Source organism: Rossellomorea sp. NPDC071047, from assembly GCF_050270195.1.
Taxonomy (GTDB): domain Bacteria; phylum Bacillota; class Bacilli; order Bacillales; family Bacillaceae_B; genus Rossellomorea.
In genome coordinates this window covers 13,521-34,874 of record NZ_JBNNJT010000001.1, presented here as the reverse complement: position 1 = coordinate 34,874, position 21,354 = coordinate 13,521, and the positions used below count along the sequence as shown (strand labels likewise).

At 42.2% G+C, this 21,354-nt stretch carries 19 protein-coding genes; 2 read left to right on the top strand and 17 right to left on the bottom strand.

The features are described 5' to 3' along the window. Window position 1: 1 nt before the first annotated feature. The 14 genes from ACQKFO_RS00175 to zapA all read right to left on the bottom strand — a co-directional run bounded on the left by ACQKFO_RS00175 (window position 2) and on the right by zapA (window position 14,953). A complete protein-coding gene (locus ACQKFO_RS00175) occupies window positions 2–931 on the bottom strand; it encodes a lysylphosphatidylglycerol synthase transmembrane domain-containing protein (RefSeq protein WP_427596365.1) in 930 nt (309 codons plus the stop codon). Further along, window positions 915–1,862 (bottom strand): NAD-dependent epimerase/dehydratase family protein, encoded by a 948-nt coding sequence (locus tag ACQKFO_RS00170; RefSeq protein WP_427597743.1) that lies wholly within the window; start codon window positions 1,860–1,862, stop codon window positions 915–917. Before ACQKFO_RS00170 ends, ACQKFO_RS00175 begins: the two co-directional genes overlap by 17 nt. 123 nt (window positions 1,863–1,985) lie before the next feature. Further along, complete coding sequence (locus tag ACQKFO_RS00165) at window positions 1,986–3,170, bottom strand: hypothetical protein (RefSeq protein ID WP_427596364.1); 1,185 nt, start codon at window positions 3,168–3,170, stop codon at window positions 1,986–1,988. A gap of 166 nt (window positions 3,171–3,336) precedes the next feature. Further along, entirely contained in the window at window positions 3,337–3,651 is a 315-nt protein-coding gene (gene trxA, locus ACQKFO_RS00160) for a thioredoxin (protein ID WP_148969866.1), read from the bottom strand. A 208-nt stretch (window positions 3,652–3,859) separates the two neighbouring features. Continuing rightward, a complete protein-coding gene (locus tag ACQKFO_RS00155; RefSeq protein ID WP_427596363.1) occupies window positions 3,860–4,840 on the bottom strand; it encodes an electron transfer flavoprotein subunit alpha/FixB family protein in 981 nt (326 codons plus the stop codon). Window positions 4,841–4,882: 42 nt separating this feature from the next. Then, window positions 4,883–5,656 carry an electron transfer flavoprotein subunit beta/FixA family protein gene (locus tag ACQKFO_RS00150; protein WP_149156248.1) on the bottom strand — a complete coding sequence of 258 codons (774 nt, stop codon included), beginning with the start codon at window positions 5,654–5,656 and terminating at the stop codon, window positions 4,883–4,885. A gap of 133 nt (window positions 5,657–5,789) precedes the next feature. Further along, window positions 5,790–6,560 (bottom strand): enoyl-CoA hydratase, encoded by a 771-nt coding sequence (locus tag ACQKFO_RS00145; RefSeq protein ID WP_427596362.1) that lies wholly within the window; start codon window positions 6,558–6,560, stop codon window positions 5,790–5,792. A gap of 21 nt (window positions 6,561–6,581) precedes the next feature. Next, window positions 6,582–7,169, bottom strand: coding sequence for a TetR/AcrR family transcriptional regulator (locus ACQKFO_RS00140; protein WP_427596361.1), 588 nt, complete (start codon window positions 7,167–7,169; stop codon window positions 6,582–6,584). A 137-nt stretch (window positions 7,170–7,306) separates the two neighbouring features. Then, window positions 7,307–9,001 (bottom strand): long-chain-fatty-acid--CoA ligase, encoded by a 1,695-nt coding sequence (locus tag ACQKFO_RS00135; protein ID WP_427596360.1) that lies wholly within the window; start codon window positions 8,999–9,001, stop codon window positions 7,307–7,309. 370 nt (window positions 9,002–9,371) lie between these two features. After that, the gene (locus tag ACQKFO_RS00130; RefSeq protein ID WP_427596359.1) at window positions 9,372–9,779 is read right to left on the bottom strand and encodes a DUF350 domain-containing protein; all 408 of its coding nucleotides are present in this window, start codon (window positions 9,777–9,779) and stop codon (window positions 9,372–9,374) included. 84 nt (window positions 9,780–9,863) lie between these two features. Further along, on the bottom strand, window positions 9,864–12,221 hold the full coding sequence (locus tag ACQKFO_RS00125) for an endonuclease MutS2 (RefSeq protein ID WP_427596358.1): 2,358 nt from the start codon (window positions 12,219–12,221) through the stop codon (window positions 9,864–9,866). Between the two features lie 20 nt (window positions 12,222–12,241). Continuing rightward, the gene (gene polX / locus ACQKFO_RS00120; RefSeq protein WP_427596357.1) at window positions 12,242–13,951 is read right to left on the bottom strand and encodes a DNA polymerase/3'-5' exonuclease PolX; all 1,710 of its coding nucleotides are present in this window, start codon (window positions 13,949–13,951) and stop codon (window positions 12,242–12,244) included. 194 nt (window positions 13,952–14,145) lie between these two features. Continuing rightward, window positions 14,146–14,685 (bottom strand): CvpA family protein, encoded by a 540-nt coding sequence (locus ACQKFO_RS00115; RefSeq protein ID WP_427596356.1) that lies wholly within the window; start codon window positions 14,683–14,685, stop codon window positions 14,146–14,148. Between the two features lie 7 nt (window positions 14,686–14,692). After that, the gene (gene zapA / locus ACQKFO_RS00110; protein ID WP_201716634.1) at window positions 14,693–14,953 is read right to left on the bottom strand and encodes a cell division protein ZapA; all 261 of its coding nucleotides are present in this window, start codon (window positions 14,951–14,953) and stop codon (window positions 14,693–14,695) included. A gap of 132 nt (window positions 14,954–15,085) precedes the next feature. On the opposite strand from zapA, the gene rnhC reads away from it, so the two are divergent. Beyond that, window positions 15,086–16,009 (top strand): ribonuclease HIII, encoded by a 924-nt coding sequence (rnhC, locus tag ACQKFO_RS00105; protein WP_427596355.1) that lies wholly within the window; start codon window positions 15,086–15,088, stop codon window positions 16,007–16,009. Between the two features lie 283 nt (window positions 16,010–16,292). Here rnhC and pheT read toward each other — a convergent pair whose 3' ends face one another. The 3 genes from pheT to ACQKFO_RS00090 form a co-directional block, all read right to left on the bottom strand. Continuing rightward, on the bottom strand, window positions 16,293–18,707 hold the full coding sequence (gene pheT, locus ACQKFO_RS00100; protein ID WP_427596354.1) for a phenylalanine--tRNA ligase subunit beta: 2,415 nt from the start codon (window positions 18,705–18,707) through the stop codon (window positions 16,293–16,295). A 27-nt stretch (window positions 18,708–18,734) separates the two neighbouring features. After that, window positions 18,735–19,772 carry a phenylalanine--tRNA ligase subunit alpha gene (gene pheS, locus ACQKFO_RS00095; RefSeq protein WP_148969878.1) on the bottom strand — a complete coding sequence of 346 codons (1,038 nt, stop codon included), beginning with the start codon at window positions 19,770–19,772 and terminating at the stop codon, window positions 18,735–18,737. Between the two features lie 404 nt (window positions 19,773–20,176). Continuing rightward, complete coding sequence (locus ACQKFO_RS00090; RefSeq protein ID WP_427596353.1) at window positions 20,177–20,938, bottom strand: TrmH family RNA methyltransferase; 762 nt, start codon at window positions 20,936–20,938, stop codon at window positions 20,177–20,179. Between the two features lie 124 nt (window positions 20,939–21,062). Between ACQKFO_RS00090 and sspI the strand changes: the two genes are divergently transcribed. Continuing rightward, on the top strand, window positions 21,063–21,284 hold the full coding sequence (gene sspI, locus ACQKFO_RS00085; RefSeq protein ID WP_113969566.1) for a small acid-soluble spore protein SspI: 222 nt from the start codon (window positions 21,063–21,065) through the stop codon (window positions 21,282–21,284). The last annotated feature ends 70 nt before the right edge of the window (window positions 21,285–21,354 follow it).

Below are 21,354 nucleotides of genomic sequence, written 5' to 3'. Positions count from 1 at the left end.
TTCATGCCCCTCCTTTTCTTTTACTTAACTTTTTAATGAGTGTCAGTGAAACAGGATACTTCACTAGCGCATACAGTCCAACAGAATATGAGAATATGAATTTGATCCCATGTGTCAGAACTGCGATGGTAATACCTGTTTCCATCGTTATGGAGAATTGATTGAGGCCAAAAGCCATGATCGTTTCATAATTCGCTAGCCCACCCGGTGTAATTTGAAAGACCTGACCTAGAATGGTTAGGCTATTCACCCATATCCCCTGAAAGGTGGAAATTCCTGTATTCGTTGCGATGCAAACAGACAGCAACAAGGCCGCTTCCAATATCCAACTGATGAAAACAAGGAAAAATGCATAGAAAAATCCCCTCCCCTTTATGAGAGAGAGCATGACATTCCATTGCTGATAGAGAAATTGACGTTTGTAATAAGAAATCAATCCTATCAATAATAAGAGGATTCCTCCGACAACTAAAATGACATCAGTTGATAATGGGTTTTCTAATGATACATACGATATCCCCAATAATACGAGTAGAAAGAGTGAAAGAATATCCATCAGCCTTACTATAATAACAGATTGAGCAGAAGCTGATTTAGATAATCCTTCTCTTTCATATAAAATATACGAACGGAGAACATCCCCGCCCTTGATGGGCAGCAGATGATTGAGTGCCAAGCTGTACCAAAGACCATACATGGCACTGGAAAGCTTGATTTCATCACCTAGAAGTTTTTTCGTGGCTATCCCTTTTAAATAGAAAGAGGAACCATAAATGACCATACCCGAAATCACCATGACGGGATGAAGAATCAGTTGATATAAAAACCGCTTAAACTGCACATGGTCCCACCCTGTTGCAATGAACCATATAAAATAGCAAACGATCCCGAATCCGATTAAGTATTTAAGAGATTTATAAATGCTTTTCATTTTGTTTTGCCCACAGAATGGTATTCCCTATTCCCTCTTCAATGGTAGTGGTTGGAGAATATCCCAAATGAGATTGAGCCTTTGAAATATCCGAATGAGTAGAAAAAACGTCCCCCAGACGATACGTATCATAGTTCACGTTCATTCCAGGAAAATGACGGTGAAGAACCTCTAATAATGCGGTCATTTTCACTACCCGGCCACTCCCCAAATTATAGGTTTCTCCTCTTATCCCTTTTTGTAAAGTTAATTCAATCCCGTTGATGATATCATCAATATACGTATAGTCCCGTCCACTATCACTACCAAAAATAGAGATGGAATCGTTTTTCAGTAGTTTCGATATGAATTTAGGGATCGCCATATCCGGCCTTCCCCATGGACCATACACCGTAAAGAAACGAAGGATGTTCACATGCATATCATACATATTTGCGTACATATGGCAGAAGCTTTCTGCACTCCACTTCGAAGCAGCGTATGGTGAGATGGTCATACCATCTGCATCCTCTTCCTTTAACGGCATTCCCGGCTTATCCCCGTAAACAGAGGATGAAGACGCAAACAAGAAATGTTTGACTCCGGCTTCTCCACAAGCCTCTACAATATTGATCGTGGCTTTAATGTCATAATCCACATATTTAAGCGGCTCTTCCAATGAATAGGCCACCCCTGGCAAAGCGGCTAAATGGATGACCACATCAGGCTTTAATTCATTGATAATCGCTCTGGTCTTGTCACGATCTATTAGATCGACTTCGTATAAATCCCCGGTAGGGAATTGAATCTCTTTCAAATGCTGTTTCTTTCGATGAGCTGAATAATAGGCATGGAAACAATCAATGATTGAAACCTGATGACCCACTTTAAGAAGCCTTTTTGTCAGGTGCATCCCGATAAATCCCGCACCACCTGTAATCACTATTTTCACTTTCATCACACTCTCTTGACTTTTAGACAATAGGTTTAGTTTAGCACAATCGGGCATGGAGAATAAGAATTACTTACAAATAGAGACTGACCCCAACATGCAGGCCAGCCTCTATACACTATATTATAATTGATTCAGGATGTTAAGAATAGCTTCACTATGCTGTTTCGCTTCATCTGCTTTTTCAGCAGAGATTGCTTCAAACCATTTTTGAGAAAGATCAAACAGCTCTTGTGATTTCTCTTCTCCAAGTTTGTCTTTCACATTCACCTCTAGCATTTTAACAAACATATTGCCTTCCATCGCTTCTACTTTTGCTTTGGCAATATCACCAGACTCTACAGCTTCTGCCGCTTCTCCATGATATCCTTCTGCTTTACCTTTGATTGCTTTCGTATATAGAGAATTCACTTTATCAGCATCAATCGTAGATGGATCATTTTCCAGTGAGAAGATGGAATCCAATTCATTCGCAGCAGCCTCGTCTCCACCAGATAAAGATCCTTTAATAGCCTGGAGGAAGCCATATCCTTCTGCTTGCATAATCGCTAACTCTTCCGTATTTCCTTCTTCAACCGCTTTACTGATTTTTTCAGCATAGGAATTTGAAGCAAGGTAATAGCTTTGATAGATTGATTTATCCGTCACTTGCTTATAAACTGCGAAGTCTTCAGCATTTGAATCTGCCAATGCTTCTTCCTGTAGTGACAGGCCGTTGTTAATGTTTTCTACCATACTGGATTCACCTGATAACTCATATAATCCATCACGCTTTTCAGCTGTAGGAATGAATACATTTTCTGCCAAGTACTTGACTTCTGCAAACTTTGCTTTCGCATCATCCGCATTATCTGCCTCCAGATCTTCACTTGCTTGACCTTGTAACCCTTTTTGAACTTGATAAAAATAAGACTGCGTCAGTTTATCGATGATTTGACGAGCAACGTTTTTGTCGAGCTCACCTGATTGTCCACCTGAAATAGCGGCTTCAATCCCTTGAGAAAATTCACCATTCACTTCATTTACCGATGCTTGTAACTCAGAAGTGTAAATGTCATTGACAGTATCCCAATTTACTTCCTTGTCTTCTTTCATTTTCTCTAATTCAGCTTTCATATCTGAATACGCTTTAACTTGTGATTCTGTATTAAGCGTCATTTCTTCTTTTTCTTCTTTTGGTTCTTCTTTCTTCTCTTCAGAAGATTGACCTGTTTCTTTCGGTTCTTCAGATGAGCTTCCGCAACCTGCTAATACGGAACCAGTTAATAGAAATGCTGCAAAGATTTTGGTTAAGTCTCTCTTTTTCATATGTATGTACCCCCGAATGAATTGTAGATATAAATGATAATGATTTTCATTTCCGTTTAAAATTATATCGAGAATGATTATCATAGTCAACGTTTTTTGAAAATTTTGTTGAAACAAAAAAAACACCGGGGCTGTCATGACAGCCCCGGTGTTTGAAAAGAATTTCTTATACGTGTTTGTTCAATAGTTCAGCAAGTGCTTCCTTAGGTTGGAAACCGATTACTTTATCTACAACTTCGCCGTCTTTAAGGACAACTAAAGTCGGGATACTCATAACCCCGTATTTACCTGCTGTTTCCTGGTTTTCATCAACGTCAACTTTGACGATTTTCACTTTGTCGCCCATTTCGCCATCTAACTCTTCAAGTACTGGAGCGATCATTTTACAAGGTCCACACCAAGGTGCCCAGAAATCCGCTAATACCAGTCCGGAATTTGTTTCAGTTGAGAATGATTGATCAGTAGCATGTGTAATTGCCATTTATATGCGCCTCCTAAAAACTTTGAATGTAACGTTAGTATATCACCGTTTTTTTTGTGATGCTATTAATCTGCTCGTAGGTAATATTCCCTTCATATAACGGAATATACAGGGAAGAAAAATAAGGAGCAGCCACCCGGCTGCATCCTTATTTTCACTACATAATATGCTCATACCCTTTAGACGCTACTTCAAAACGTCAATTATATTAAGAAGAAGATACTTTAAGCTTTTTAAACTCTTCAGTCAGCATCGGTACCACTTCGAACAGGTCACCCACGATCCCATAATCCGCTACGTTAAAGATGTTCGCTTCAGGATCTTTGTTGATCGCAACGATGACTTTTGAATTCGACATACCCGCTAAATGCTGGATGGCTCCAGAAATACCACATGCAATATATAGGTCAGGCGTTACGACCTTTCCTGTTTGACCAATTTGCAGGGAATAGTCACAATAGTCGGCATCACATGCTCCACGTGATGCTCCTACTGCTCCACCAAGAACATCTGCCAGTTCTTTAAGAGGATTGAATCCATCTTCACTTTTCACTCCACGTCCACCGGCGATGATGACTTTCGCTTCAGACAGGTCCACACCTTCGCTTGCTTTACGTACGACTTCTTTAATGATTGTGCGTAAGTCTTTAATATCAACGGAAAGGGAAGAAACTTCTCCTGTACGTGACTCATCTTTCGCTAACGGCTCGATGTTATTTGGACGGATTGTCGCAAAAATCACACCGCCAGTCACAATTTTCTTTTCAAATGCTTTCCCGGAATAAATCGGTCTTGTGAAAACGAGGTTCCCACCAGCTTCTTCAAGGTCAGTTGCATCAGAAATCAATCCTGTGCTTAGCTTACTGGCCACTTTAGGAGACAAGTCTTTTCCAAGTGCAGTATGTCCGAAGATGATTCCTTCAGGCTTCTCTTGGTCGATAACCGATAGAACCGCTTGTGAATAGCCATCTGATGTATATTGCTCAAGTTTATCATCTTCCACAACCACTACTTTGTCCGCACCATATTGAATCATTTCCTCACCTAAAGCGCTTACACTTTTGCCGATTAAAACGGCTACTACTTCTCCGCCTTCAGACACTGTTTTACCTGCCGCAATCGCTTCAAAGGAAACATTACGTAATGATCCGTCCCGAACTTCTCCAAGTACTAATACTTTTCTCGCCATGTTAAATACCCCCTGAATGTTAGTTATTACTATGAGTCAGCCTTATATAACTTTCGCTTCATTGCGAAGAAGTGAAACAAGCTCTGATACTTGAGCATCCAATTCGCCTTCTAACACTTTACCTGCTTCCTTCTTCGGCGGAAGGTAGATTTCAATTGTTTTTGTCTTCGCTTCTACTTCATCTTCATCTAAATCAATATCATCCAATTCCACTTCATCTAAAGGCTTTTTCTTCGCTTTCATGATTCCTGGAAGTGAAGGATATCGTGGTTCGTTCAATCCTTGCTGTGCCGTTACAAGTAAAGGCAGAGATGTTTCAATTACTTCTGAATCCCCTTCTACATCACGTGTGACTGTTACCGTTCCGCCATCAATTTCTAATTTCGTGATCGTGGTTACATAAGGGATATCAAGCTGTTCTGCCACACGTGGTCCAACTTGTCCAGATCCACCATCGATCGCAACATTACCTGCCAGGATTAAATCTACTTCCTGTTCTTTTAAATAGTGGGCAAGGATTTTGGCTGTAGTGAATTGATCACCATGATCAAGGTCATCCTCTGTGTTGATCAGCACTGCTTTATCTGCACCCATTGCAAGTGCTGTTCTCAGTTGCTTTTCACTTTCTTCTCCGCCAACTGTTACAACCGTCACTTCTCCACCATGTGCATCGCGAACTTGAATAGCTTCTTCCACTGCATATTCATCGTAAGGATTTATGATAAATTCAGCTCCATCTTCAGCAATTTGACCGTTTTGGATCGAAATTTTCTCCTCGGTATCAAACGTTCTTTTCAAAAGTACATAGATGTTCATGCGTAAGTCCCTCCTAATAATGTAAACATTCTTTCCCTTAAAAAGATTTTGACAATTTAGCCCCTTTGAATGGGCAGCTTGAACATTCAAGACTGCCCCTCAATAAGAGTTTACTATATTACTAGAATGTATTCTAGCCTTTAAAGTGAGGTTCTCTCTTTTCAACAAACGCTGAAATACCCTCTTTGGCATCAGCGGATACAAAGATTTCACCGAAAAGATCCGATTCTCTCATTACACCCTCATAGAATCGATCATCTTTTGTATAACTTAACAGCTCAATGGCTGCTTTCATCGCCCCTGGGCTCTTCTTCGCTATCTTATCGGCCATTTCCTTCGCTTTATCAAAGAGCTGATCCTCAGGGTAAGCTTTATTGGCAAGTCCCCACTGTACAGCTTCTGTTCCACTGATTGGCTCACTCGTTAATAGCATTTCTGCCGCTTTTGCCCTGCCTACCAATTTCGGCAAGCGCTGGGAGCCGGCAAATCCAGGTACAAGGCCTAACTGAAGCTCCGGTAGACCGAGCTTTGCATTCTCGCTGACCAATCGGATGTGACATCCCATTGCAAGCTCCAAACCTCCGCCTAGGGCTGCGCCATGGATGGCTGCAATGATCGGCTTTGAGAAGTTCTCCATCCGTTCAAAAACGTCCTGGCCTTTTTTCGCCAACTTAGAGAATTCTTCACCCGTTTCAATCGTTGTGAATTCTTTAATGTCAGCTCCTGCAGAGAAGAATCGCCCCTCACCCTTCAGTAAGATCACCCGTACTTCAGCGTTTTCTTCAAGCTCATCCAGAACTGAATCGATTTCTTTAATAAGTCCGCTGGCTAAAGCATTAGCAGGAGGTCTTTGGATCAGAACCGTTGCTACCTTTCCCTCTAATGACCATGTTAAACTTTCCATCTCTCATCCCCCTAAACTAATTTAGTTCCTGCCGCCACACCCATGAAGTAATAGTTTGTGAATAGCAGGGACTTGAGCTACTAAGTCATATTTCTGTTCGTTCATCACCCACGTTGTCACCATTTCGTCCAGAGTCCCGAAGATCATTTGTCGGGCCAGCCTGACATCCAGGTCACCAGAAAACTCTCCGGATTCTATTCCGCTGATCAGAATTTTATCGACTAATTGCAGATATCCTTTTAATACATCGTTGATCTTCAAACGGATATCCTTATTGGACTGCCTGAGCTCCAGTTGTGTCACAATCGCTAGATGATGATCATCCGACAGAATTTTACAATGATTTTCAATCATCACTAATAATTTCTCTGAAACTGTCTGTTTTCCTGCTATAACTTCCTCAATTTTTTCGACAAAGAGTACCATTTTTTCTTTAAACAACGAAATCAGGATATCTTCTTTATTTTTAAAATAGAGATAAATCGTTCCATCAGCGACCCCGGCCTGCTTCGCAATCTTGGATACTTGTGCCTGATGGTAACCATTTTCTGCTATAACAATAACAGCAGCATCGATAATTTGCTTGTATTTAGGTTTATTTCGTTTCATGAGTTCTTGACCTGCCTTAAGGAAATATGAATGACCGTTCATTCATATTTTTATAATAAAAGTTTTCTCTTTACTTGTCAAGAAGAGATGCCTTGTCCAAATTTACAACAAAAAGAAAAAGCCCAATGGTATTCATTTTAACTTGTTTTCTGTTCTTCCTCTATTTTTTGGCGCTCTTCTTCTACAAGTGCTCTGCGTAATATTTTTCCAACTGCCGTTTTGGGAAGCTCTTTTCTAAATTCATAAATCCGGGGCACCTTGTAGGCAGCCAGGTATTTACGGGCAAATTCATTGAGTTCTTCCTCTGTCAGGACTTCTCCTTCTTTCAGGACCACATACGCCTTTACGGTTTCTCCCCTGTATTCATCCGGAACGCCTGCAGCAACAACTTCTTGAATCGCAGGATGTTCATAAAGGACCTCTTCGATTTCACGAGGGTAAATATTAAAGCCTCCCGCAATGATCATATCCTTTTTGCGATCCACAACATAGAAGTAACCTCTCTCATCCATATACCCCAAATCACCGGTCAATAGCCAGCCATCCCTTAACGTCTGCTCGGTTTCCTCCGGACGATTCCAGTAACCCTTCATCACCTGTGGACCTTTCACGACGATTTCACCCATTTCATTCGGTGGGAGCGGTTCTCCTGTTTCCAGTGAGAAAATGGCTGCATCCGTACTTGGCCACGGGACTCCGACGCTTCCTTTTATTCTTTCTTTATCCCAAAGGAAATTGGAATGTGTGACAGGTGAAGATTCTGTCAATCCATAGCCCTCTACCAGTTTCCCGCCGGTGACTTCTTCAAATTGCTGCTGCACTTCCACAGGCAATGGGGCACTTCCACTAAGGCATGAATCGATGGAGGATAGGTCATATTTCTTAAGTTCCGGATGATTCAGCAAACCGATATAGATGGTAGGAGCACCAGGAAACAGGGTCGGTTTCTGCTTTTGAATGGTTTTCAAAGTTGTTTCCGGATCAAATTTAGGGAGTAAGATCATTTTATATCCCTGCATGACGGATAATATCATAACGGCTGTCATACCGTACACATGAAAGAATGGGAGGATTCCAAGGACACGCTCTTCGCCCTTTTTACATTTATAAAGCCACGCATCACACATGGAAGCATTAGCGACAAGGTTTTTATGGGTAAGCATAACCCCTTTTGGAAAACCTGTCGTCCCGCCTGTGTACTGAAGAAGGGCCACATCGTTATCAAAATCAAATGCATGATCGGGACTTTCCGGTTTCGCTGTTTTCATGATCTCCGTAAATAAATGATTCTGTCCTGAATGGTCCACTTTTACAACAATGCCGTATTGTTTCTTCTGGATGAATGGGTAGATGAGATTCTTGGGAAATGGAAGGTAGTCTTTGATAGCGGTTACAATAATGTGCTCAAGTCCTGTATTCTTCATCACTTTCGACACTCTTGGATATAAAATATCCAACGTCAGGATCACCTTGGCCCCTGAATCCTTCATTTGGTATTCAATTTCCCTTTCCATATATAATGGATTGGTTTGTACGACAATTCCACCTGCGTAGAGAATGCCATAGTACGCGATGACGGATTGAGGAGTATTCGGCAGCATGATTGCCACCCGATCGTCTTTCTTAATTCCAAGCGATTTAAGGTAATGGGCGAACTTGAGTGCGGATTCATGTAATTCTGTGTAGGTCATTTCCTTGCCCATAAATTGAATGGCTACCTTACTGCTATAAAGGGTAGCTGCTTCAGTTAAATAGGACTGAAGTGGTTTTTCAGTCAGATCGAGCTCCGTGGGAATCTCTGCTGGATATTCAGCAAACCATGGTTTGTTCATTGTAATCCCTCCCTTTGAATATTTAGAAAATTTCTTCTATTCACTATTATAATATAAGGGGACTTCAGTTACAATTTCAATTCAATCCACTTGATACTTTTTTCCTATTTCTTAGGCTTGACCTTCCTTACAGATGATTTTATCAAAGAAAAAAGACTGCCTATTCAACCATATGACAGTCTGCTCGTACATTATTATTATTTTAGCATTGTATCAATATCAGCTTTATTCACAGATTGCATCGATTGAATTGAATCTCGTTCGTTATTCAACCGTTACGTAAAGAACAACATATAAATGATCCCAACGAGTAAAAATCCCCCACATAGAGTGAGTAATACCTTTGCCAATGTTTCCATATTCCCTCTCCTTACGATATACCGGCTCCTATTACATAGGATAAACCAACTGAAATAACTAATGAAATGAAGCCCACCGCCCTGTTATCTTTAGCGATTTCTTCATCAATTTTAAATTTGGGTGTGAGGAATTCATAAATGAAATAGCCGATCAGTAATAGAAAAAAGCCAAACACACCCCATCCGATTGTTGTCAGGATGGTATCGTTATGGCTGATGGAGTGGCGGAAAATATTCGCTATCCCAAATATTTTCCCTCCTGTTGCCATCGCCACGGCCAAGTTGCCTTTTTTTATTTCTTCCCAGTTCTTATACTTTGTGACCAGTTCGAAAATAGCTAAGAACAGAACCAAACATAGTATGACCACGCTATAATTCCCAGCCGTTTGAATAAATTCATTTTCCCAAAAGTTCTTCATCGTAAAGCTCCCTTTACCGCTTTAATTAAACCACTCGATTATTTTCACTATGAAAACCCGAACATATGAGCAGTCTAAAGGCTCTTATTTAAATTGAACAACTGTTACGCCGGTTCCACCTTCACCTGCATCCCCGAAACGAATGTTTTTGACCGATCGGTGATTTTTCAAGTATTCCTGCACACCTTGCCTTAAAGCTCCAGTACCTTTTCCATGAATGATGGAAACGCGGGGATAACCGGCAAGGAGAGCATCGTCGATGTATTTCTCCACTCTGGATAATGCATTTTCGAAACGCTCACCACGTAGGTCTAGCTCAAGGCTGACGTGAAAATCCTTTCCTTTCACTGTGGCGAGAGGTTTCGTCTCTACCTTCTGTTGAGATTGAATGAATTCAAGATCTGATTCTTTTACCTTCATTTTCATGATGCCCATCTGTACTTGCCATTCTTTCGCAGACACCCGTTCGACCAAGTGGCCTTTTTGATCAAAGCTTAAGACTTTGACTTCGTCCCCTGGCTTTAACTCATGCTCAGCCTGATTGACTTTTTTCTTTTGACCGGAAGTCTTCAATTTCGGAGTGGCATCTTCCAGTTGTTTTTTTGCCTGGATCAGTTCATGTTCTTTGATTTGAGCTGATTTTTCATGCTGCATTTTTCGTAAATCTTTGATCACTTGTTCCGCTTCTGCTTTCGCCTTTTCAACGACTTCAGTGGCTTTTTGTTGAGCTTTTTCATACAGTGTATCCTTTTTCTCATAATACTCCATCATTTGCTTCTGCATATCTTTATGCATTTTCTCAGCTTGTCTTAAAAGTTCATGGGCTTCTTCAAGCTCCCGTTCACCCTGACGTCTGCTGTCTTCGAGGGAGGCAATCATATTCTCCACTTCTTTGCTATCCGTTCCGATATGGGACTTCGCTCTCTGAATGACTGAATCTGAAAGCCCTAAACGCTTCGAAATCTCAAAGGCATTACTCCTTCCAGGAACCCCGAGCAAAAGCTTATAGGTAGGACTTAATGTTTCTACATTAAATTCCACACTTGCATTCACGACTCCTTCACGATTGTACCCATATGCTTTTAATTCAGGATAATGGGTGGTCGCCACGACTCTTGCACCCTTTCCATGTACTTCATCCAAAATGGAAATGGCAAGCGCAGCACCTTCTTGAGGGTCTGTACCGGCACCCAATTCATCAAACAGCACTAAACTCTCATGATCTGCCTTTTTAAGGATGTCCACGATATTGACCATATGAGAAGAGAAGGTACTTAAGCTTTGTTCAATCGATTGTTCGTCCCCGATATCAGCGTAGATGGTATGGAAGACGCCCACTTCTGATCCATCGAGAGCCGGGATCGGGAGACCGGCCTGCGCCATTAAACTCGTTAATCCCAAAGTTTTCAGGGTGACGGTTTTCCCCCCGGTATTTGGCCCTGTTATGACAATGGAAGAAAAGTCAGTCCCCAACTCGATGTCATTCGCCACCGCTTCATCTATCGGCAAAAGAGGATGTCGTGCTTTGTTCAGCCGCACCCGGCGTTCATTATTGATCGTCGGTTTAGACCCTTTAATGGATCGTCCGAACTTCGCTTTTGTGAACATGAAATCAATGTCTGACAGGACGCTGACAATCAATAGCAGTTCTTCTCCGGATTCCTGCACACTTTCAGACAGCTCCAGGAGAATCTTTTCGATTTCAGCTTGCTCTTTTAATCGAAGCTCACGAAGTTGATTATTCAGTTGAACGATGGCTTCCGGTTCGATGAATAATGTTTGACCCGATGATGATTGGTCATGAATGATCCCGCCATATTGACCCCTGTACTCTTGTTTAACCGGAATCACATATCGATCGTTACGAATGGTAATGATCGCATCGGATAACATTTTTTGAGCATTGGAAGAGCGGATCATTCGCTCAAGTTTCTCCCGGATCCGACCTTCATTGGCCCGTAGCTGCGTACGGATCGTGCGGAGTGCCTCACTTGCTGTATCAAGGATTTCCCCGTTATCATCCACGACTTTCCTTATATCCTGTTCTAGATAGGGTAGAGGAATGACCGTCCCTATTTTCTCCTGCAGAAGGGGAATGTCCACCTCTTCCTCCAGTAACTCCTCTACAAAAAGCGTCAGCTTCCTGCTTGCCCGTATCGTACTCGCTACCTGAACGAATTCAGAAGGGGAAAGCATTCCGCCTATTTGAGCACGCTTGACGTGTGGACGTATATCGAATATCCCGCCTAATGGGGCATGACCCTTCAATCTGAGGATGGTCATGGCTTCATCTGTTTCTTCGTGAAGAGCTGAAATTTCCTCATAATCAACCGAAGGCATGAGGGAGGATACCATTGCATGACCAAGTGCGGATGCAGAATATTGCTTTAATAATTCTTTGATTTTATCAAACTCTAACGTTTTTAATACTTTAGAATTCACGGAATGTATTCCACCTTTTATCAGTTTCGCTTAATAAATTTGATTAACTCTTTTTTATCCCATGTATTGATGACAGTATCTTTCTTGATCCAGCCTTTTCGAGCTGTTCCGATTCCGACTTTCATGAATTCCAGGTGATCGATACTGTGTGCATCTGTGTTGATGACAAGCTTTACATTCTGTTCCTGGGCTTTTCGGATATTTTCTGCCGACAGATCCAGACGGTTCGGATTTGCATTAAGCTCCAATGCCGTACCGGTTTCTTTCGCCAGCTGGATAAGGAGATCCATATCTACGTCATAGCCTTCTCTTCGGCCAATGATTCTCCCTGTTGGATGAGCGATGATATCCACATGGGCACTCTTCAGGGCAGTAGTCAGCCTTTCCATGATCTTTTCCTGGGGTTGTGAAAAACTCGAATGAATCGAGGCAATCACAAGGTCCACTTTTTCAAGAATGTCATCCTCATAGTCCAATGTACCATCGGGGAGTATATCCATCTCGATTCCTGAAAGGACTTCTATATCATCATACTTCTTGTTGATTTCTTTAATTTCATCGATTTGCTTAAGTAATCGTTCTGCTGTCAGCCCGTTGGCCACACGTAAGTACTGGGAGTGATCTGTGATGGCCATATATTGATATCCTTTGGCACGGCAGGCTTCTACCATTTCTTCAATCGAAAATGCACCATCCGACCAGGTGGTGTGCATATGAAGATCCCCTTTTATATCTTCTCCTCTGATAAGGGAATAATCTTCATGGAACTCTTCCACTTCTTTCCCATCTTCCCGCAGCTCTGGTGGGATCAAGGGCAAATCAAAATGGTGATAAAATTCTTCTTCGGTTTTAAATGTCTGTATCTCACCGGTTTCACTATTCTCCACGCCATATTCACTGATCTTTTCCCCGCGTTCTTTGGCCAGCTTTCGCATACGGACATTATGATCCTTTGATCCGGTAAAATGGTGAAGGGCAGTAGCAAATTCTTCAGGCTTTACGATTCGGAAATCGATGCTGACATCCCAATGATACGAAAGAGTCAACGAAACTTTTGTATCTCCTGCTGCAATGGTTTCTACGATATTGGGCAGTTTCAACAGACCTTCCTTCACTTCTTGGGGATACTCTGTTGCCAGAATGAAATCAAGGTCCTTGATGGTTTCTCTCATTCTCCTTAAGCTTCCCGCTCTTGAAAAGGTTTGGATGCTGTCCATGCCGAGGAGAAAACCTTCAATCTCCTCAGCGATCCCGTTCATAAAAGCGATCGGCAGACGGTCAGGTCTCTTGCCAACCTGGTCGATGGATGCCAGGATCTTCTCTTCCGTCTTCTTACCGAAGCCTGCTAATCCTTGTACTTTATTTGCTTTACACGCTTCCTCCAGGTCTTCTATATTTTCCACCCCAAGTTCACTATAAAGCTTCGCGATTTTCTTTCCGCCCAAACCAGGTAATTGAAGGAGGGGAATCAATCCCTTTGGAACTTCTTCCTTTAACTCTTCAAGGACAGAAGATGTGCCTTCGTTTATGTATTCCTCGATCACTCCTGCCGTTCCTTTGCCGATTCCACTCAGCTTCGTGAAGTCACTGATTTCCTGTAAGCTCCGGTCATCATTTTCAAGTGCCGCTGCCGCTTTTCGGTAGGCAGAGATTTTAAATGAATTTTCGCCTTTCAATTCCATATATATCGCAATTTGCTCTAATAATTTTATAATATCTTTTTTATTCAAGAGATTCACCTACTAACTTAGAATTAACGATCAGGGTCCTTTATGACTCCTCGTCACTTGCAAAAGCAAAACGATCCCATCTATATAGTAGCAAAATTGATAAAAAAAGAAAAAAGACTGACTTATAAGATGAACAAATCCGCTAAGGCATCCCTAACGAATTTGAATTGCATACTTATAGTCAGCCCCTTCTTTTAGGCTACATATTCAATCCACCAAGATTTCACCATATCAGAGAAAACAGGAGTATGTTTAACCATCGCTTGCGCAATAAATGAGTTATTAATGAATGTTTGAACCGACTCGATCGGCAATAATACGGCAATGAATAATAGAATGAAGATCATTAAATATGCTTCAATAAAGCCTAATACCCCTCCGCCAAGAACATTTAACTGCTTTAATAACGGAAGATGTGCGACAAAATCGAGCATCGATCCAATGATTTGCAGAATGATCCGGACCGCGAAGAAAATCATTGCAAATGCAATCACACGATAATAAGCCTGATCTAAATTGGTCGATTCAAAAATCATATTCAATGTGGATTGCTCGTCCAATACAGGATAAGGAATCCATAATGTTAACTTCGGTGCAAGCTGATCATAATATATGTATGCTACAATAAAAGAAACAATAAATCCGAATATGTGGACTACCTGCAAAATGAATCCACGTTTTAAACCTATTAAAAATCCTATCACCAGGATAATTAACAAAGCTAAATCCAGCATCTTTTTTTCAATCCTTTAAACGTTTGATTTCTCGTTCCAGCTCTTCAAACTTTTCTTGTAGTTTGAGATAATCATTTACGGCATTCACCGCTGTCAGGACGGCGAGCCTGCTTGTGTCGAGAGATGGATTCATGGAGTTTATTTCTCTCATCTTGTCATCCACTTTAGAACAAACAAATCGGATTTGACTTGTTGATTCAGTCCCAACAATCGTATATTGTTGACCATATATGTCTACAGTGGTGCGATTTTTTTGTTCTTCAGACAACCTGAAAGCCCCCCATTCATAAGAATCCTAAACATAATCATACCACGAAATCTTTAAATTTTGGAAGGGATTTGTCATATTGACTCACATTTTTTATTAAATACAAGAATTTTGTCATAAGGAGAGAGAAACTTGGCTAATACCGTCATTCAAGCAAACAAAGAAACCATCGAGAAGATGAAAGGCCACTACAAAAACGTATTAACGGACAAACTGCCTCCGGGTGCCGTTTTTGTAGCAAAGCCATCCGGCTGTACGATCACTGCCTATAAATCGGGGAAAGTATTGTTTCAGGGATCAAACGGAGAAGGAGAATCAAGTCAGTGGGGCAAAGTTGAGCCTCCAAAGGTAAAATCACCTTCCAAGGGTACGACGACATTGCCTGAAAACTTCGCCGACTGGTCTGTCATCGGATCAGATGAAGTGGGCACAGGCGACTTCTTCGGGCCGATCACGGTGGTAAGTGCGTACGTGAAGAGAGAGCACCTTCCACTTATGAAGGAACTGGGAGTAAAGGATTCTAAAAATTTATCCGACCCTCAAATCATCAAAATAGCCAGGGATTTAATAGCCGCCATTCCTTATTCATTACTCATTCTGCATAACCCTAAATACAATGCGATGCAAGCAAAAGGAATGACACAGGGAAAGATGAAGGCCCTCTTGCACAATCAGGCGATCCTGAATCTGTTGGAAAAAATGGCCCCGGAACTGCCTGAAGGAATATTGATTGATCAGTTTGTCGAAAAGAATACATACTACAAACATATTTCTGCACAAAAGAAAATCCAACGGGACCGCGTGTATTTCAGCACAAAAGGTGAAAGCATCCATCTTGCTGTCGCCGCTGCCTCGATCATTGCACGTTATGCCTTCTTAAAGGAAATGGACAAATTGAGTGAAAAAGCCGGTGTCGAGATACCTAAAGGTGCCGGTAAACATGTAGACGTTGCAGCAGCCAAGATCATTAAGCGTAAAGGGATTGAAGAATTAAAGTCTATGACCAAATGGCATTTCGCCAATAGTGAGAAGGCGATGAAGTTAGCCAGGAAATAAATAAAATCCCCATCGGCTGTGCCGGTGGGGATTTCTTTTGGATGGTAGTGTTATCTTGGATGCAACAGTTGAATTATGAATGATTTTTAACTGCTGAATTTACTGCAATATTCACCTGTTAAAATTCCATGGATATTCTCCTGCTGAATTCACTGCAATATTCACCTGTTAAAATCCACCGGATATTCTCCTGTTAAAATCCGTTCATTTTTCAACAGGCAAAACCCTCTCCAAACAGCAAAAAGGCGCCAGACCATTGTCTGACACCTTTCACTTGAATGTATTACCCTCTCAACTCTGCTCCAGCTTTTTCCTTCACTGTTTGCAGCACATTATCATGTACTTTAACCACTTCTTCGTCCGTTAATGTCTTAGCCGGATCGAAGTATTTTAACGAGAACGCAAGGGATTTCTTGCCTGCTTCCATATGTTCCCCCTCATAAAGATCGAAGACTGATACTTCTTTCAGAAGCTTGCCTCCAGCGTCTTTAATGATGGATTCCAATTCTCCCGCTTTCACTTCTGTATCGACTACCAGGGCGATATCCCTTGTAATCGATGGATGACGCGGGATTGGCGTGTAACTCAATGCCGGCTTTTCATAATGGAAGATTGGTGATGCCTTCAGTTCGAACACATAGGTTTCGTTCAGGTCCAAATCTTTTTCCGCTTCAGGATGGATCGCTCCTACAAAACCGATGACTTCATTGTCCAATAGGATTTCAGCGGTTCTTCCCGGATGCATGCCATCTACCACTGCCTGGCGGTAAGAAATGGCTTCAGAAACGCCGATTTCTTCGAACAGACCTTCAAGGATACCTTTCGCTACGTAGAAGTCAGCAGACTTCTTTTCTCCCTGCCAAGGATGAAGATGCCAAAGGCCCGTCATAGCACCTGCAATATGCTCCTCTTCTTTTGGCAGCTCTTCTCCTGGTTCCTGTAAGAAAACGGATCCCACTTCATAAAAGGCAAGTGAGTCATTCTGACGTGCTTTATTGTACGAAAGCACTTCAAGAAGCTGTGGAATGATGCTTAATCGCAGGTTGCTGCGCTCTTCACTCATTGGCATCAATAAGCGGACAGGCTCTCTTACGTCCAGTGCATATTGTGTTGCTTTCTTATCGTTTGTTAGAGAATACGTAATCCCTTGCAGGAGTCCCGCTCCCTCTAAATAACGGCGGACCGTACGGCGTTTCAACTGATGATTTGATAGTCCTCCAGGTGTTGATTCTCCCTTGGGAAGAGTCAGCGGAAGGTTGTCATAACCGAATAGACGTGCCACTTCTTCAAGTAAATCTTCAGGGATGGTAATATCCCCTCTTCTTGTAGGGGCGGTTACAACAAACGTTTCTCCATTTACTTCAACATCAAATTGAAGTCGGCGGAAGATATCTAAAACTGTGTCAGCTGAGATGGATGTTCCCAGTGAAGAGTTGATTTTTTCTAACGTAATCTCTACTTTCACAGGCTCAACTTCAAGTTCGTTAAATAATACCGTTCCTTCAAGCACTTCCCCCTGTGCATATTCAGCCATCAGTTGTGCAGCTCTCTCTCCTGCTTTCAGGACACGATCAGGATCGACTCCCTTTTCATATCGTGTGCTCGCTTCACTACGCAGTCCGTGATCTTTGGAGGCTCCTCTGACAATCGCCCCGGTGAAATAAGCCGCCTCAAGAAGGACAGTCGTTGTATCGTTTTGGACCTCGGAATCCGCTCCACCCATCACGCCTGCAAGAGCGACCGGCTTCGTACCATTCGTAATGACAAGCTGGCTGCTTGATAAAGTTCTCTCTGCATCATCAAGTGTGACGAATGTCTCCCCATCAGTCGCATGACGGACAAGGATCTCCTTCGAACCAAAGCGGTCGTAATCAAACGCATGAAGAGGCTGACCATATTCCAATAATACATAGTTCGTAATATCGACTACGTTATTATGTGGTCGGATCCCGGCTGAGATCAACGCATTTTGCATCCATAATGGAGATGGACCGATTTTTACATCTTTAATGATTTTAGCACCGTATAGAGGGTTATCTTCTTTCGCCTCCACTTTTACCGATACATAATCCGACGCTTTTTCACTGCCTTCGGATAACTGCGTTTGGGGTAGCTTCACTTCACGATCCAAAATGGCTGCTACTTCATACGCCACTCCCAGCATGCTTAAGCAATCAGAACGATTAGGCGTCAAGCCCAATTCAAGGATCGCATCATCAAGATTCAATAATTCCACTGCATCTCTGCCTACTTCAGCATCATCCGAGAACACATAAATTCCCTCTGCATGTTCTTTCGGTACAAGCTTTCCTTCTACGCCAAGCTCTTGCAGGGAACAAATCATTCCGTGGGATACTTCACCGCGAAGCTTGGCTTTCTTGATTTTGAAGTTACCCGGCAGGACCGCTCCAACCTTTGCGACAGCCACTTTTTGACCCTTTGCCACGTTTGGTGCTCCGCAAATGATTTGAACGGGTTCTTCTTCTCCTACACCCACTAAGCATTTATTTAGTTTATCCGCATCTGGATGTGGCTCACATTGTAAAACATGACCGACGACCACATTTTTGATTTCTTCCCCGATCCGTTCAACACCTTCAACTTCAATCCCGCTTCTTGTAATCTTCTCTGCTAACTCTTCAGGTGTGACACCTGATAAGTCTACATAATTTTCTAACCATTTATATGAAACAAACATGTGTTAGTACCTCCTACCGATTTTCTTTTACTCTTCTGTTCCGAACTGAGTGACAAAGCGCGTGTCGTTTGTATAGAAATGACGGATATCATCGATTCCGTATTTCAGCATGGCAATACGTTCAGGTCCCATTCCGAATGCGAAGCCTGTGTATTTCTTTGAATCAAACCCTGCCATTTCGAGTACGTTCGGGTGAACCATTCCTGCTCCAAGAATTTCGATCCATCCAGTTCCTTTACATACACGACAGCCTTTCCCACCACAGATTTTACATGAGATATCCATTTCGACTGAAGGCTCTGTGAACGGGAAAAAGCTTGGGCGCAAGCGGATTTCGCGGTCTTCTCCGAACATTTTCTTGGCAAACACATTAAGCGTTCCTTTCAGGTCACTCATGCGGATGTCTTCATCAATGACGAGTCCCTCGATTTGAGTGAATTGATGAGAGTGTGTTGCGTCATCTGTATCACGACGATACACTTTCCCTGGACAAATGATTTTAATTGGTCCTTTGCCTTTGGCCAGTTCCATCGTTCTTGCCTGAACCGGAGAAGTATGAGTACGCAGCAGGGTTTCTTCCGTAATATAGAAGGAATCCTGCATATCACGGGCCGGGTGTCCCTTGGGAAGGTTCAGTGCTTCAAAATTATAATAATCCTTTTCCACTTCCGGTCCTTCAGCAACGGTATAACCCATTCCGATAAATAAATCTTCAATTTCTTCCACAATCATCGTGAGCGGATGATGATTTCCCTTTTTAACAGGGCGACCCGGTAACGTAACATCGATCGTTTCAGATTGAAGTTTCTTTTCAACCGCTTCTTTTTCAAGAACTGCCTGCTTCGCTTCAATGGTTTCTGTAATGGCTCCACGAACTTCATTCGCAAGGGCTCCCATTTTAGGACGTTCTTCCGCTGAAAGTTTCCCCATTCCTTTTAAGGCTTCGGTTACGGGTCCTTTTTTACCCAGATAAGCTACACGGATATTGTTCAGTTCTTTTAAGTCCTGTGCCTCGTTCACTTTTTCGATTGCTTCTTGTTGAAGGGATCGTAATTTGTCCTCCATTTATACTTCCTCCTTTAATGTATATCCTCCGAATGATCGTACTGGATTGGTTTAAAAACAAATAAAAAAACCCCATCCCAAAAAGGGACGAGGTTTATATCGCGGTACCACCCTTATAAGCATATCCATGGTTATTTTGCTTTCGCAAAAAAACTTGGCAGACATACTCACTTCATTCGGATAACGGCTTTGCCGGAGCATCTTTACATTCATCATATGAATGGTCCCGATGCCAACTCGAGAGGTGAAATCTTCACATCATGCGTTCCTAAGAATGCTTTCAGTCCAGGGCATTCTCTCCCTTAAAGAAGGTCATGTGCTACTTTCCTCTTTCAACGTCTTTTAAGTTATATGTGCATTATTATAGTGAATTTCCAGGCAAATTTCAAACCTTTTCAAGAAATTCACTGCCCATTTTTAAAATAGTATAATAAAACCCCCGCAGCGATCGCTACATTTAACGATTCACTTTTCCCATAAATGGGAATATAGAGATTCTGATCGGTTTCAGTCAAGAGTTCGTTCGACATGCCATTTCCTTCGTTACCCACTATCAGTGCATAAGAAGATTGGGGCTTAATCGTTGTATACTCCACACCATTTTCAAGTGCCGTTCCATACACCGGGATGTTCCTTTCTTTCAACTCTGGAATGGTTTCAGCAAGGTCCCTTCTGATAATCGGTATGTGGAAGTGAGCTCCTTGTGCAGACCGCAAAACCTTAGGGTTATATGGGTCCACCGTCCCCTTTCCTAACACGATCATATCAATCCCAGCTGCATCGGCCGTCCGGATGATGGTTCCAATATTCCCGGGATCCTGAAGGCCATCAAGAAGCATGAATGTTGCCGCTTGTTCAATTTCATGCTCATCTTCTTTTTGCTTACAAATAGCAAAAATCCCTTGCGATGTCTCTGTATCGGACAAGGCTTTTCCGACTTCATCCGACACCATGGTCATAGAAATCGAGTCCACCGTCCATTTCTGAGGAAGATCGATTCCTTCCACTTGGATCAGTTCAAGGACCGTATCCTCCTGCTTCAATGCTTCTTCCACGAGGTGGAAGCCTTCAATTATGTATGTACGGGTAAGATCCCGTTCCTTTTTGGTCAATAACTTCTTCCACTGCTTCACAACAGGATTTTTAGAGGATTGAATATACTTCAATCGTATCCGCTCCTTTTACTTACTATTCAAGGTCTCATTATACCTTAACTTTCCTACATAATAAATTCAATTTGAGACAAGATAACAATGAATTCCTCATCCTAGCAAAAAGGAGAAATGTGTGATGAACCTTAACTTACGAAAAGCAATCATACACAACGTATCTGGCAACAACCAGGACGAACTGAGAGACACCATCGTCGATGCAATCCAAGGCGGAGAAGAAAAAACCCTTCCCGGACTGGGTGTACTCCTTGAAGTCTTCTGGCAAAACGCAGATCCACAGGAACAAAAAATGGTCCTCGAAACATTAGAGGAATCATTGCAACAGCAACAAACACAGTAAGGACATGGGCGACCCTTTCCAGGGGTTGCCCTTGTTTTTTCCTTCCCCATTTAAAATTTTCTCCAGTTTT

Coding starts and splice junctions, on each gene's coding strand:
- ACQKFO_RS00165 (WP_427596364.1), bottom strand. CDS start 3,170: ATGAAAAAGAGAGACTTAACCAAAATCTTTGCAGCATTTCTATTAACT.
- ACQKFO_RS00135 (WP_427596360.1), bottom strand. CDS start 9,001: ATGAACAAACCATGGTTTGCTGAATATCCAGCAGAGATTCCCACGGAG.
- ACQKFO_RS00150 (WP_149156248.1), bottom strand. CDS start 5,656: ATGAACATCTATGTACTTTTGAAAAGAACGTTTGATACCGAGGAGAAA.
- pheS (WP_148969878.1), bottom strand. CDS start 19,772: ATGGAGGACAAATTACGATCCCTTCAACAAGAAGCAATCGAAAAAGTG.
- ACQKFO_RS00145 (WP_427596362.1), bottom strand. CDS start 6,560: ATGGAAAGTTTAACATGGTCATTAGAGGGAAAGGTAGCAACGGTTCTG.
- ACQKFO_RS00130 (WP_427596359.1), bottom strand. CDS start 9,779: ATGAAGAACTTTTGGGAAAATGAATTTATTCAAACGGCTGGGAATTAT.
- ACQKFO_RS00140 (WP_427596361.1), bottom strand. CDS start 7,169: ATGAAACGAAATAAACCTAAATACAAGCAAATTATCGATGCTGCTGTT.
- ACQKFO_RS00175 (WP_427596365.1), bottom strand. CDS start 931: ATGAAAAGCATTTATAAATCTCTTAAATACTTAATCGGATTCGGGATC.
- pheT (WP_427596354.1), bottom strand. CDS start 18,707: ATGTTTGTTTCATATAAATGGTTAGAAAATTATGTAGACTTATCAGGT.
- trxA (WP_148969866.1), bottom strand. CDS start 3,651: ATGGCAATTACACATGCTACTGATCAATCATTCTCAACTGAAACAAAT.
- ACQKFO_RS00155 (WP_427596363.1), bottom strand. CDS start 4,840: ATGGCGAGAAAAGTATTAGTACTTGGAGAAGTTCGGGACGGATCATTA.
- sspI (WP_113969566.1), top strand. CDS start 21,063: ATGAACCTTAACTTACGAAAAGCAATCATACACAACGTATCTGGCAAC.
- ACQKFO_RS00115 (WP_427596356.1), bottom strand. CDS start 14,685: ATGCTGGATTTAGCTTTGTTAATTATCCTGGTGATAGGATTTTTAATA.